The sequence below is a fragment of the Streptomyces sp. DSM 42067 genome (assembly GCF_055792885.1).
The window spans coordinates 4,106,909-4,119,652 of record NZ_CM147706.1; the positions used below are offsets into that span (position 1 = coordinate 4,106,909).

The window sequence follows — 12,744 nt, forward strand, 5'->3', positions numbered from 1 at the left end:
ATGCAGTACCCTGTGCCGCCACAAGGGAGGGCAGGATGCCGTCAGAGCCCACAGAGGTGCAGGTCAGACCAGGTGTCGAGGAGGACCTCGGGCCCCTCACGGACATCTACAACCACTACGTCCGCACGACCGCCATCACCTTCGACACGGCCCCCTTCGCTCCCGAAGAGCGCCGCCCTTGGCTGCTCTCCCATCCGGAAGACGGCCCGTACCGCCTCATGGTTGCCCACGAGCAGCACAACGGTCGCATCCTTGGATACGCCACATCAAGCCCATTCCGGAAAAAACCGGCATATAGCACTTCCGTCGAGGTGAGCGTCTACCTGGCACCGGACGCGGGCGGGCGTGGCATCGGCACGCTTCTCTACAAGGCGCTGTTCGAGGCCCTGGCAGGCGAGGACCTGCATCGCGCGTACGCGGGCATCGCGCAGCCGAACGAGGCCTCGCACCGCCTGCACGAACGCTTCGGGTTCCGCCACATCGGCACGTATCGCGAGGTGGGGCGCAAGTTCGGGCGGTACTGGGACGTGGCCTGGTACGAGAAAGAGCTGTAGCCCAGGCAGCTCACGAGAAGGAGCTGCAGCCCGGACAGCTACGAGAAGGAGCTGCAGCCCGGACAGCTGCGAAAAGGAGCTGCAGCCCGCGAAGGGCTACAGCTCCAAGGCTCCAAGGATTACCGCGACCGCTATCCGCTATCCGAACTGGACCGACCTCTTCGCCAGCCCCATCCAGAACCCGTCGATCACGCTCCGCTGCCCATCCAGCTCACCGGCCGCGTCCGCCGCGCCCATGGTCACGAAGAGAGGCGCGAAATGTTCGGTGCGCGGATGGGCGAGCCGGCCGGCCGGGGACTTGTGCGTGAAGTCCAGCAGTGCGTCCACGTCGCCGGAGTCCAGCGCGCGGTGACCCCAGTCGTCGAACTCCACCGACCAGGCGGGTATGCCGCCCTGCCGCAGCGCGGCCAGGTTGTGCGTGAAGAAGCCGCTGCCGACGATCAGCACGCCCTCGTCGCGCAGAGGCGCGAGCTTGCGGCCGATGTCCATCAGCTTCTGCGGGTCGAGGGTCGGCATGGAGATCTGCAGAACGGGGATACGGGCGTCGGGGTACATCTCGACGAGCGGCACGTACGCGCCGTGGTCGAGCCCGCGGTCCGGGATGTCCTGCACCGGCACGCCGGGGCCGCGCAGCAACTTCCGTACGGATTCTGCGAGTTCGGGAGCGCCCGGGGCCGCGTACCGCACCTGGTAGTAGTGCTCGGGGAAGCCCCAGAAGTCGTACACGAGAGGCACGGTCTCGGTGGCGCCGAGCGCGAGCGGGGCCTCCTCCCAGTGGGCGGAGACCATCAGGATCGCCTTGGGGCGGGGCAGCTTCGCGGCCCAGGCGGCGAGCTGACCGGGCCATATGGCGTCGTCGGCGAGCGGCGGGGCGCCATGGCTGAGATAGAGCGCGGGCATACGCTCCGGTGCGGTGACGGTCATGGCGGTGACTCCCTACTGCTCCTGCTGCACTGCGACACGCTGCCACGGCCGGCACTGCGACCCTGCGGCGCGTCTATTTGAAACTTCAAGCTATCCGGTTTCCAACCCTACCTCCGTTTTGTTTAAGATTCAAGGAGGAGGCGTAGAGTGGGATACATGACGACGGCACCCAACTCAGAGCCGCGCTGGCTGACCAGCGAGGAACAGCGCATCTGGCTGGCGTATCTGAACGCCACCATGCTCCTTGAGGACCATCTCGACCGGCAGCTGCAGCGCGACGCGGGTATGCCGCACGTCTACTACGGACTGCTCGTACGGCTCTCCGAAGCCCCCCGGCGCAGGCTGCGGATGACCGAGCTGGCCATGGTCGCCAAGATCACGCGCTCGCGCCTCTCGCACGCGATCGCGCGGCTGGAGAAGAACGGCTGGGTGCGCCGCGAGGACTGCCCGTCGGACAAGCGCGGCCAGTTCGCCGTGCTCACCGATGCGGGGTACGAGGTGCTGAGCAGGACGGCACCCGGCCATGTGGCAGCCGTCCGCCAGGCGCTCTTCGACCGGCTCACGCCCGAACAGCAGAAGTCCCTCGGCGAGATCATGCAGATCGTCGCCGAGGGACTGGAGCCGAAGGACGCGGGCGCGGATCTGCCCTGGCTTCGCTGAGCCCGCGACCGTTGGTTGTCGGGCCTCAGGTGCCCGTACGCCGGACTAGTGCGCGACCACCGGCACGTGCACCTCGTCCTGCGCGTCCCCGCTGTCGGCCCGCCCGGAGGCTGTGGCCCCGCCCGGGCGGCCCGTGTTGACGAAGGTCAGCGCGATCACCGCGGACACGGCCAGGATGCCGACGGCGAACCAGATCGCGTTCGTGTAGCCGTGCACCATGCCCTGCAGCTGCACCAGCTGCTGCTGCGGCCTGGAGGCCGCCGTGGCGATGTGGTCCTTGATGTACGCGGTGGTCGCGGACGCGGCGACGGTGTTCAGCAGCGCTGTGCCGATCGCCCCGCCCACCTGCTGCGAGGTGTTGACCATCGCGGAGGCGACACCGGCGTCCCGCGGCTCCACACCATGGGTGGCCAGCGACATCGCGGGCATGAACGCCGTACCCATACCGAGGCCGAGCAGCAGCTGTGCCGGCAGCAGCAGACCCACGTACGACGAGTCGATCTCCATCTGCGTCAGCAGCAGCATGCCGACCGCGGCGACCAGGAAGCCCGGGCCCATCAGCAGACGGGGCGCGACCCGGGTCATCAGACGGGCGCCGATCTGCGTCGAACCGGCGATCATGCCGACGATCATCGGCAGGAACGCGAAGCCGGTCTTGACCGGGGAGTACCCCTTCACGATCTGCAGGTAGTACGTGAGGAAGAGGAACAGCCCGAACATCGCGATCACGGCGAGGCCCAGCGACAGGTAGACGCCGCCGCGGTTGCGGTCGGTCAGCACGCGCAGCGGCAGCAGCGGCGCCTTGACCTTGGACTCGACGAGGATGAACGCGGCCAGCAGCAGCGCCGACGCGACGAACAGGCCGACGGTCACGGAGTCCGACCAGCCGTCGGACTCGGCGCGCGTGAAGCCGTACACCAGGGACACCAGACCGAGGGTGGAGAGGACCACGCCCGGGATGTCGAGCGGCGAGCGGTTGCGCGAGCCGGCGGGCTCACGGATGACGAAGTACGCGCCCGCGGCAGCGACCACGGCGAACGGGATGTTCACGAAGAACGTCCAGCGCCAGTCCAGGTACTCGGTGAGGAAGCCGCCGAGGATCAGGCCCACGGCGCCGCCGCCACCGGCGATCGCGCCGTAGATGCCGAACGCCTTGGCGCGCTCCCTGGCCTCGGTGAACATCACCGCGAGCAGGGACAGCGCGGCCGGCGCCAGCAGCGCGCCGAACACACCCTGCAGAGCGCGGGCGCCGAGCATCGTCGCCTCGCCCTGCGCCGCACCGCCCAGCGCGGAGGCCGCGGCGAAGCCGATCAGACCGGTCACGAAGGTGCGCTTGCGGCCCCAGAGGTCGGAAATACGGCCGCCGAACAGCAGCAGACCGCCGAAGGCGAGGGCGTAGGCCGTGATGACCCACTGCCGGTTGCCGTCGGATATGCCCAAATCCTGCTGGGCGGAGGGCAGTGCGATGTTCACGATGGTCGCGTCGAGCACGACCATCAGCTGGGCGAGCGCGATGAAGACGAGCGCTTTCCAGCGGTTGGCATCGGGGGCGGAGGCTGCTGCCTGCGGAGCAGCCTTGGCGGTTTCAGGCATGGAGGTACCCACTTCGGGACGTGGACGTGGCAGGGAGTCGGCGGGCGTAACGCTCGAGCTCGTCAACGTTGACGGGCGAAGCGCGCAGAACTCATCAGCCGAGCAGGGAACTTGATGGAACTCGGCTCGCACTCGGCTTGAACTGGTTTGTGGATCGGGGTCGGTGTCGGTCGGGTCCGGTGTGGTCCATCGGTCGGGACCGGTGTGGTCCGGTGCGTGTCAGTCCGGTGTGTGTCAGTCCGGTGCGTGTCATTCCGGTGCGTGTCAGTCCGGCCGCCTCAGATCCTCCAAAGTGGCTGCGGTGCCCGGCAGTTCGGAACGGGCGGGGGCCTGCAGACCGTCCAGGAACAGCTGCAGATGGCGGTGGACGAAGCGGTCCATGCCCAGGCACCCGGTTCCGGGCAGCGGCCTGGTGAGCTGGCTGAGTGCGACCATCAGATCGCCGACGGCGACGTCGGAGCGCAGCTGCCCGGCCCGCCGGGCCCGCTCCATGAGCGCCTCGACGAGAGCCTCGATCCGTTCGCGGGCGGCCAGCAGATCCGGGTGGTGTTTGTCGAAGCTGCCGGAGAGCATCGGGCACAGGGCGGCGACCCGCTCGTCGGCGGCGGCGTGCACGAAGCGGCGCAGGGCCGCGAAGGCGTCGCCCTCCTCGGCGAGCGCCGCCTCGGCCAGCTCCGACGTCCCGTCCATGACCGAGCACACGACCTCGCGTACGAGTGCCTCGCGATCGGGAAAGTGCCGGTACAACGTGGCGTTTCCGACGCCGGCGCGGCGCGCGATCTCGTCGAACGGCACCTCGGCGCCGAACTCGACGAACATCTCGCGCGCGGCGGCGACGATCCGCTCCCGGTTGCGCAGGGCGTCGGCCCGCGGGCGGGACGTACGGCGCTGCGCGACGGTGGCGGCGTCCACGGCGTTCACGTGTGCACTCCTCTTGGCGGCTGACTTCGCCGGACGGCTGACTTCGGTTGACGGCTGACTTCGCCGGACGGCTGACTTCCGTTGACGGCTGACGAACGACCCCCGGGTGGCCCCGGATTGCCACGGATGGTCCCCCGTGGCGGCGGGGCGATCCGCGGGCGATCCGTCGTCCGTCGGGCGATCCGTCGTCCGTCGGGCGATCCGGGGATTCCCTCCCCGTTTCGCCCGGACACCTGACTAAACGGGGAAACGATCCCCGGTTATTTCCCGCGCTCCATGTGAACCGAGTCACACCCTCTCCCCCGCCGGAAACCCACGATCGGCGCACCCAGCAGGCGCCCGCGCATCCCTCGGCACAGGGTGATCGAGAGGGAGCAGCCAGAACGGCCCGGCTGCCGCGGAGCGGAAGGCCACTGCATGCAGCCGACCAGCCGTCGTCGGATACGCGGCCCGCGCCGCACCGCCGTCCTTGCGTCGCTTGCCGCCCTGACCCTGGCGGTGACCACGTCGGCCAGCACCGGCGGGCTCATGGCCGACTCGCCCACCGCCGCGGGAGCCATGGGCCGAGGCCGCAACGCCGCACTCAGCCCCTGCATGATCAACGGCGTGATAGGCGTGCAGATGTCCGAGGGCATGCCCACGGCGACCGGTTACGCACGCTCCACAGGCACGGTCCGGGCCCTCAATCTGATGGTCGACTTCCCCGACGTGCCCGGTGAGGGCAGCGCGGCGGACCGCCTCGCCGAGTTCTTCCCGCAGACCCGCGACTGGTTCCGCACCAGCTCGTACGGCCGTCTCGACTACCGCCCCGAGGCCCCCATACGGCACTGGCTGCGGATGCCGAAACGGTTCACGGATTACGGCATACAGCGGGGCGCCCCCTTCGACCCCGGCTATCGCCGGCTCGTGGACGACATCGTCGCCGTAGCCGACCCGGACGTGGACTTCCGTGCGTACGACCTGGTGAACGTGCTGATAACCCCGAACGCCGGCCCGTCCGCCCTGGACACCGTCCTCTCCGTCACCTTCGCGGGCAACCACGACGCCCCGGTGGCGGACGGCGTCCCGATCGCCAACGCGTCCTTCGTCTACAGCCGCCAGGACGACGGCTCCGGCACCTACGACGAGACCGGCTACCGGGTCCTCCCCCACGAGAACGGCCACGTCTTCGGACTGCCCGACCTCTACACCCAGGAGGGCGGCGGCGCCGTCGGCCACTGGGACATCATGAGCGAGGACTGGGGCGCCAACAACGACCTGCTCGGCTGGCACAAGTGGAAGCTCGGCTGGCTCGACAACACCCAGATATCCTGCGCGTCCACGCGCGGCACATCGGAACACCTCCTGACTCCCCTGTCCCGTTCCGGCGGCCCGAAGCTCCTCTTCATACCTCTGACGAAGACGACCGGCTACGCCGTCGAGGTACGCACCCAGGCAGGCAACGACGAAGCCGTCTGCAAGCCGGGAGTGCTCGTCTACCGCGTCGACGCGGACATAGACACGGGCCACGGACCGATAACGGTCGTCGACTCGACCCCGCGCAGCGGCGGCTGCACCCGCCGCCCCAACGTCCACGCGGAACTCTCCGACGCGACGTACGGAGCAGACAGCACCTTCACCGACGCCAAGAGCGGCGTACGGATCACGGTCGCGGGCGCTGAGAGTGGGGGTGACTACCGGGTACGGGTCACGCGATCGTGACGCAGCACGGATCGATCACGCGATCGTGACGGAGCGCAGCTCTGATTCCCCGCCGCAGCTGCCGCTGCTGGTGGATCAGTCGCTGCTGGCGGATCAGCCGCAGGATCAGCGGCGGCTGATAGATCAGGCGCTGCTCGGGGATCAGGCACTGCTCGTAGGATCAGGCACTGCTCGGGGATCAGGCACTGCTCGTGGCACCGGTGATCGAGGAAATGATCTGGTCGTGAGAGGTGGTCGGCACATCGAAGAAGCCGTTGTTGCGGCCGAGCCGCAGCACCGCCGCCCGATCCGCGACGGCTTTGACGTCCCCCATGTTGTGGCTGATCAGAAGCACCCCGATGCCGCGCTCGCGAAGCTGGTCGACGAGATCGAGTACGTGACTGGTCTGCTGGACGCCCAGAGCGGCCGTGGGCTCGTCGAGGAGTACGGCCTTGGGCTCGCCGAGATGCGCACGGGAGATCGCGACACTCTGCCGTTGCCCTGCCGACAGGACGGCGACAGGGACACGTACATCAGGGATGCGGATCCCCAGCTCGTCGAGCTGTCGGCGGGCCTCCCGCCGCATACCGCCGCTGTCGACCAGCCTGCAGATGCTGCCCAGAGGGCCGGCGCGTCGCCGCTCCCGTCCGAGAAAGAGGTTCTCGGCGACATCGAGGTTGTCGCACAGCGCCAGGTTCTGGTGGACGGTCGCGATGCCCAGACGCTGGGCGTCCCGGGGCGACCTGACCTGCACAGACCGGCCCTCCCACTCGATGACGCCCTTGTCCGCGGGGACGACACCCGAGATGACCTTGACGAGGGTGGACTTGCCCGCGCCGTTGTCGCCCAGTAGCGCGACGACCTCACCCCTGTGGATCTCCAGCTCGACGTCCATGAGGGCCTGGACGGCGCCGAACCGCTTGGAGACTCCACGCAGCGCCAGCAGGGGCGGGGCGGTCACGGGCACCTCACCTTCTCCGCTCGACGGGGTGACGCCGCACGGCCTCGGCGGAGACCTGGACCTCATGCCGTACGAGCCCCGCAGGCGCTCCCTACCAGGCCGTTCACCATCCTTCGCCTCAACGACCACGGCCGCAAACCATGGATCTGCATGCCGTCCGTCTGCCCGCCATAGGGGGCGCAAGCTGACATAGCAGAAGATTCTGGACGCATGATGTAGGTCACGGAGAGTTCGTATGACACAGAGCGCGTACGACGCAGAGCGCGCAGGACACAGAGCGCGTACGACGCAAAGCGCGTACGAGACAAAGCGCGCATGACGCTGCCGCCGGCTGGAGGAGGTGTCACCCATGGGCCACGACCGCACAGGCCGCGAACCCGCAGGCCGTCAGCGCACAGGCCGCGAGCGCGCGCGTCGCGAACCCGCAGGCCGCGAGGGCGCAGACCGTAAGCCCCCAGGCGGCAAGCGCGCGGACCGTGCGCCCGCAGACCGTAAGCCCGCAGGCCGCGAGCGCACTCGGCAGCGGCGCCGACGCCATGGGCTCGCACTCCTCGCGACAGGAGTCCTGCTGCTCGGCGGCGTCGCGTGCGGCGGAGGTCAGGACTCCACAGGCGGCCAGAAGGGCGAGAAGATCACGATCGGCCTGGTGACCAAGACCGAGACCAACCCCTTCTTCGTGACGATGCGCGAGGCCGCCGCGACCGCGGCGGCGAAGCACAACGCCGAGCTCATCGCTCTGTCCGGCAAGTTCGACGGCGACAACGAAGGTCAGGTCGCCGCGATCGAGAGCCTCGTCTCCCGCGGCGCGAAGGGCATCCTCGTCACGCCGTCGAACACGACGGGCATCCTGGACGCGATCGAGGACGCCCGCCAACAGGGAATCCTGGTGATCGCACTCGACACCACGACCGACCCGGCGGACGCGGTGGACGCCACGTTCGCGACCGACAACTTCGAGGCGGGGCGGCTGCAGGGTGCCTACCTCAGGGCCGTGCTCGGCGACCGGGAACCCAAGCTGATCATGCTTGACGGTACGCAGGGCTCCTCGGTCAGCCGCCAGCGCCACGACGGTTTCCTCAAGGGCTTCAAGCTCAAGGAGGGCTCACCGGCGATCGTAGGCCGCGCGGACACCAACGCCGACCAGAACACCGCGCAGGCCGCGCTGGAGAGCCTGCTGCAGCGGGCGAGCGACGCGAACACCATCTACACCATCAACGAACCGGTGGCCGCCGGCGCCTACGCGGCAGTCTCAGAAGCCGGGCTCGCCGACCAGGTGACCATCGGCTCCATCGACGGCGGATGCACGGGCGTACGCGACGTGAAGGCCGGCAAGTACGCGGCCACTGTCATGCAGTTCCCGGTCAGGATGGCTGACGACGGTGTGGCGGCGGTCGCCGAGTTCGCGAAGAGCGGGAAGAAGCCGTCGGGCTTCACGGACACGGGCACGGCGCTCATCACCGACAAACCGGCGAAGGGCCTGAAGTCACAGAACACGGCCTGGGGACTAGAACGATGCTGGGGATGACATCCCGGCTGCTGGGGATGTCATCCCGGCGTGCAGCGGTTCGAAGGGACCACCGCACCCCATGAGATCACCTGCCACCGCGCCCGCCCCCGAGAGCGAACCGGCTGCCTCACGCCGGGAACTGCTCCAGTACGCCCTGCGCATGCCGACCGCCGGCCCCCTGGCCGCCCTGATCGTCGCCGTGGTGGCCTTCTCACTCGCCACGGAAACGTTCCTGACACCCGCCAACCTGTCCCTGGTACTGCAGCAGTCCATCGTGATCGGCACGCTGGCCCTTGGCCAGTCCCTGATCATCCTCACCGCGGGCATCGACCTCGCCAACGGCGCCATCGCGGTCCTCGGCACGGTCATCATGGCCAGGCACGTCTTCGAGGGCGGCAATCCCGCAGCAGCAGTACTGCTAGGACTGGTCGTGACGACGGCCATCGGACTGGTGAGCGGGCTGCTGGTGACCCGCCTCGGCCTCCCCCCGTTCATCGTGACCCTGGGGATCCTGACCGTCGTCTACGCGTTGAGCAGGCTCTACTCGCAGTCCCGCAGCTATCCGGTGACGGACGAACTGCTCCGCTTCTGGGGAAACGGCATCCGCATCGGCGGGGCCCTCGTCACCTGGGGAACGTTCGTGCTGGTGGGCCTGTACGCCTTCTTCTGGTACCTGCTCGCCAAGACCGCCTGGGGCCGCCACGTCTACGCCGTCGGCAACGCACCCCAGTCAGCCCGCCTGACGGGCATCAACGTGCAGCGCACGGTGCTGTCGGTCTACGTCACCGCCGGGCTGCTCTACGGCTTCGCGGCCTGGCAGGCCCTCGGCCGCATCCCCAACGCCGACCCGAACGCCTACCAGACCGCGAACCTGGAGAGCATCACCGCCGTCGTCATCGGCGGAACAAGCCTGTTCGGTGGCCGCGGAGGCGTCGTCGGAACCCTCATCGGCACACTGATCGTCAGCGTGCTCCGCTCCGGCCTCACCCATGCAGGCATCGACAGCCTCTACCAGGACGTAGCGACCGGCACCCTCGTCATCGTGGCAGTAGGCATCGACAAGGTCCTGCGAAGAGGCCCCACCCGATGACGGCGGTTTCTAGGGACCGACGCCCTCCCAGGGGCCGAATCCTCACCACCCACCCAAGCCGCCATCCGGTACGCTGTGGATCGCGCCTTCGTAGCTCAGGGGATAGAGCACCGCTCTCCTAAAGCGGGTGTCGCAGGTTCGAATCCTGCCGGGGGCACCATGCCTGACCAGGCACGGAGCATCGAACGGCCCCTCGGAATGATCTTCCGAGGGGCCGTTTTCATGTGTGCGGGGACAGTGCGGGGACGTAACGCTAGGCGACGTCCTGGTCACTGCTTCTGCTGTCCCCGCTCCCATCGGCCTTGATGAGGTACAGCTTGGAGGGCCGTTCGGTGACGGCCTCTCCTCCTCCATCGGCCGAGGGCTCCTTTGGCTGCGTCGCCGGAGTCGCCTGAGTGGTAGCAGAGTTGTCGACCTGCGACCCACTCTTGCGGGGCACCAGCGCGACGGGCGCGTCGGCGGCGTCCTTCTCAAACTGCGGCATGAGCGAGGTGTAGGTGTCCGCGGTGAGCGAGTAGGAGGCGTGCCCGAGGAGTGCCTGGATGGCCTTCATGGAGAGGCCCGCGGCGAGGCTCAGGGAGGCCGCGCAGTGTCGTAGGTCGTGGAGGCGAACGGGTGGCAGGCCGAGCCGTTTGATGAGCCGCTCGAAGGCTTGGCTGACGTTGTCGGGGTGCCAGGGGCGGCCGTCGGCCTGGGTGAAGACGTAGCCGCTGTCGACGTACGGCCCGTACTTCTTCGGGTCTTTCCGGTGCTTGCGTTCCCACTCCTCGCGCTGGGCCTTCTGCACGTCGCGCCAGGCTGTCATGAGGGCGAAGGTCGCGGAGTCGAGGGTGATGGTGCGTCTGCCGCTGCGGCTCTTGGGGGTGTCCTCCCACACGCTGTAGGAGGAGTCGGAGACGAGCTGTTCGACGATGTTGGCGCGGCCCTTGGTCATGTCGACCTCGGACCAGGGCAGTCCGGTGGCCTCGCCGCGCCGCGGTGCGCGGAAGATCATGAGGTGCCACATGACGTAGAGCCGGTGCTCGACGGCCGCGTCGAGGAACTCGCCGGTCTGCTCCGGGGTCCAGACCATGACGGGGCCGGGCTTCTCGCCGGTCTCGCGCCAGCGGGCCACGCGTTCGGCGGTCCACACGAGCGGGTCGGGTCTGCGGTACTTGGGGATGACGACCTCGTCCGCCCAGTTCTCGGTGATGAGCTTTTCCTTGACCGCGTCGCCAAGGGCGGCCGAGAGGGTATCGAGGTACCTCTTCTGCGTGCCGGGTCCCGTGTTCTGGCGGGGCTTGGCGTTGGCTTCCTTGAGAGCTGCCTGGGCGGCCTTCCAGCGGGGACGCAGGTGGGGCGGTCGAGGCTTGGCGGCCTGCTTCCAGGCTTGGTGCGCGGCTACGCACTCGGCTTTGGCCTGCTGAGCGGCGAGGCGGTTGGCGGCCTTGACCTCGTTCTGTGCCCAGATCTCCTCGAACATCGCCTGGATGTGGCGCGTTCGCAGGTCGCGCATGGTGAGGTGGCCGAGGGCGGGGACGAAGACGCGGTTGATGAAGTCCTCGTAGTCGCCGCGAGTGGTGCGCTTGAGGTCGACGCGCTTCTTGAGCCAGCGGCGGAGGTACTGCTCGACGGTCTCCTTGGAGTCGACATCGATGCCGCCCTGGGCTTCGTCCCAGAGCTTCTGGGCCGCCTCCTGGGCCTTCTTCTGCGTGGGGAAGCCTCCCTTGCGGGGCCTTCGGCGCTTTCCTCCGGGGCCTGCGGGGAGTTCGACGTAGTAGAACCAGCTGCCGTGGTCGCGCTTGCCCAAGTCTGGGCAGGCCGGGCCGAGTTCCCTCGTCTTAGGTCGGCCGTCGGGGCCGAGGACTGGTTGGCCGTTGTCGTCGGTGACTGGCGCCCTGCAGGTGCAGCGCCGGTAGACGGATCCCTTGAACACGCATCCCTCCCATGCTGTGCGGGCAGCCATGAAGCATGGCGATCATATGTGGAGACAGAAGGAGTGATCACATAGATGAACGCTTCGCCATCCAGCCGGGCTGCCCTGATCTACTGGATCACAGAGCTGTGCGCGCCATGACGGCACACAGAACACCCGTGGAGACAGAGCCTGGGCCCTGGCACCCGCGGAGCACTCCGGACCTTGTTGCTCGCCCGAGGAGAATCTAGAGTCATCTGGGGCTGCCTGGGAGGCGCGGGGGCGGAACGGGAGTGCCCGAACATGCTTGATCGACGCTTTTCGGCCAGCCTTTGCGTCACATCGGCGGTGATGTCCGCGTGACCCGCGACGAACTGCTGGCCCTGCCGGTGACCGTCGACGTTCTGACTGCCGGCAAGGTGTTCGGCCTGGGCCGGAACAAGACGTACGACTTGGTCAATGCCGGCGAGTTCCCCGTGCCGGTACAGGCGTACGGCAATGTGAAGCGAGTGATCACCGCGGACTTGTGGGCGGCAGTCGCAGTGAGCCCGGAATGGCCGACGACGCCGTAGCGGTGGCGGAGGGCGCCCCGCGAGGCCGTGATCGGTCCGCGGGGCGCCACTTGGACGACGCCTGCTCTCTGGTCCGCACCTTGATGGTTGGCGTTGATTTGTCTCCACAGGGCGGGCACGGCTCAAGTTACTGTGACAGCTGCCATGTCATGTGCAACTTGGACACAGATACCCCAGGTCTCCGCGGCGTGGTGAAACCGCTGCGGGCGACCTCCCGTTATGCGAGTTGCCCCGCTCCGACCTGCGCAATCGCATAAGGTATTGCGTACGCAATAGCGTACGGCGGTGTCAGCAAGTTGGATCTATGGGCTGACCTGCGGGAATAGACGCCTCAGGCGACCGATTGTGCAGCCGCCTGGGAGGCGTAGACGTGGCATCACGACGTCAC

General features: G+C 68.2%; 11 protein-coding genes and 1 tRNA gene. 7 read left to right on the plus strand and 5 right to left on the minus strand.

Going from position 1 to position 12,744, the window contains the following annotated elements; all coding sequences use genetic code 11:
* Window positions 1–35: 35 nt before the first annotated feature.
* On the plus strand, window positions 36–554 hold the full coding sequence (locus ACSMXV_RS18840; RefSeq protein WP_473178723.1) for a GNAT family N-acetyltransferase: 519 nt from the start codon (window positions 36–38) through the stop codon (window positions 552–554).
* Window positions 555–692: 138 nt separating this feature from the next.
* On the opposite strand, the gene ACSMXV_RS18845 is transcribed toward ACSMXV_RS18840, so the two are convergent.
* Window positions 693–1,478: a dioxygenase family protein gene (locus ACSMXV_RS18845; RefSeq protein ID WP_473178724.1), complete on the minus strand. Its 786-nt coding sequence runs from the start codon at window positions 1,476–1,478 to the stop codon at window positions 693–695.
* Between the two features lie 156 nt (window positions 1,479–1,634).
* On the opposite strand from ACSMXV_RS18845, the gene ACSMXV_RS18850 reads away from it, so the two are divergent.
* Window positions 1,635–2,138 (plus strand): MarR family winged helix-turn-helix transcriptional regulator, encoded by a 504-nt coding sequence (locus tag ACSMXV_RS18850; RefSeq protein ID WP_181866938.1) that lies wholly within the window; start codon window positions 1,635–1,637, stop codon window positions 2,136–2,138.
* Window positions 2,139–2,183: 45 nt separating this feature from the next.
* On the opposite strand, the gene ACSMXV_RS18855 is transcribed toward ACSMXV_RS18850, so the two are convergent.
* Window positions 2,184–3,731, minus strand: a complete 1,548-nt coding sequence (locus ACSMXV_RS18855) for an MFS transporter (RefSeq protein ID WP_473178725.1) — start codon at window positions 3,729–3,731, stop codon at window positions 2,184–2,186.
* Window positions 3,732–3,995: 264 nt separating this feature from the next.
* Complete coding sequence (locus ACSMXV_RS18860; protein WP_473178997.1) at window positions 3,996–4,643, minus strand: TetR/AcrR family transcriptional regulator; 648 nt, start codon at window positions 4,641–4,643, stop codon at window positions 3,996–3,998.
* Window positions 4,644–5,069: 426 nt separating this feature from the next.
* Between ACSMXV_RS18860 and ACSMXV_RS18865 the strand changes: the two genes are divergently transcribed.
* Window positions 5,070–6,353, plus strand: a complete 1,284-nt coding sequence (locus tag ACSMXV_RS18865) for a M6 family metalloprotease domain-containing protein (protein WP_473178726.1) — start codon at window positions 5,070–5,072, stop codon at window positions 6,351–6,353.
* 178 nt (window positions 6,354–6,531) lie between these two features.
* Here ACSMXV_RS18865 and ACSMXV_RS18870 read toward each other — a convergent pair whose 3' ends face one another.
* A complete protein-coding gene (locus tag ACSMXV_RS18870) occupies window positions 6,532–7,293 on the minus strand; it encodes an ATP-binding cassette domain-containing protein (protein ID WP_473178727.1) in 762 nt (253 codons plus the stop codon).
* Window positions 7,294–7,642: 349 nt separating this feature from the next.
* On the opposite strand from ACSMXV_RS18870, the gene ACSMXV_RS18875 reads away from it, so the two are divergent.
* The 3 genes from ACSMXV_RS18875 to ACSMXV_RS18885 all read left to right on the plus strand — a co-directional run bounded on the left by ACSMXV_RS18875 (window position 7,643) and on the right by ACSMXV_RS18885 (window position 10,050).
* Window positions 7,643–8,818, plus strand: a complete 1,176-nt coding sequence (locus ACSMXV_RS18875) for a substrate-binding domain-containing protein (RefSeq protein WP_473178728.1) — start codon at window positions 7,643–7,645, stop codon at window positions 8,816–8,818.
* Window positions 8,819–8,879: 61 nt separating this feature from the next.
* On the plus strand, window positions 8,880–9,890 hold the full coding sequence (locus ACSMXV_RS18880) for an ABC transporter permease (protein ID WP_473178729.1): 1,011 nt from the start codon (window positions 8,880–8,882) through the stop codon (window positions 9,888–9,890).
* Between the two features lie 84 nt (window positions 9,891–9,974).
* Window positions 9,975–10,050, plus strand: a tRNA-Arg gene (locus tag ACSMXV_RS18885).
* A 93-nt stretch (window positions 10,051–10,143) separates the two neighbouring features.
* Here ACSMXV_RS18885 and ACSMXV_RS18890 read toward each other — a convergent pair.
* Window positions 10,144–11,805 (minus strand): tyrosine-type recombinase/integrase, encoded by a 1,662-nt coding sequence (locus tag ACSMXV_RS18890; protein WP_473178730.1) that lies wholly within the window; start codon window positions 11,803–11,805, stop codon window positions 10,144–10,146.
* Window positions 11,806–12,143: 338 nt separating this feature from the next.
* Here ACSMXV_RS18890 and ACSMXV_RS18895 point away from each other — a divergent pair, with 338 nt between their 5' ends.
* Window positions 12,144–12,356, plus strand: coding sequence for a DNA-binding protein (locus ACSMXV_RS18895; RefSeq protein ID WP_473178731.1), 213 nt, complete (start codon window positions 12,144–12,146; stop codon window positions 12,354–12,356).
* Window positions 12,357–12,744: the final 388 nt, after the last annotated feature.

Bases quoted from the DNA above. Each gene is read 5' to 3' on its own strand.
- ACSMXV_RS18855 (WP_473178725.1), bottom strand. From the start codon at position 3,731: ATGCCTGAAACCGCCAAGGCTGCTCCGCAGGCAGCAGCCTCCGCCCCC.
- ACSMXV_RS18845 (WP_473178724.1), bottom strand. From the start codon at position 1,478: ATGACCGTCACCGCACCGGAGCGTATGCCCGCGCTCTATCTCAGCCAT.
- ACSMXV_RS18850 (WP_181866938.1), top strand. From the start codon at position 1,635: ATGACGACGGCACCCAACTCAGAGCCGCGCTGGCTGACCAGCGAGGAA.
- ACSMXV_RS18875 (WP_473178728.1), top strand. From the start codon at position 7,643: ATGGGCCACGACCGCACAGGCCGCGAACCCGCAGGCCGTCAGCGCACA.
- ACSMXV_RS18880 (WP_473178729.1), top strand. From the start codon at position 8,880: ATGAGATCACCTGCCACCGCGCCCGCCCCCGAGAGCGAACCGGCTGCC.
- ACSMXV_RS18865 (WP_473178726.1), top strand. From the start codon at position 5,070: ATGCAGCCGACCAGCCGTCGTCGGATACGCGGCCCGCGCCGCACCGCC.
- ACSMXV_RS18840 (WP_473178723.1), top strand. From the start codon at position 36: ATGCCGTCAGAGCCCACAGAGGTGCAGGTCAGACCAGGTGTCGAGGAG.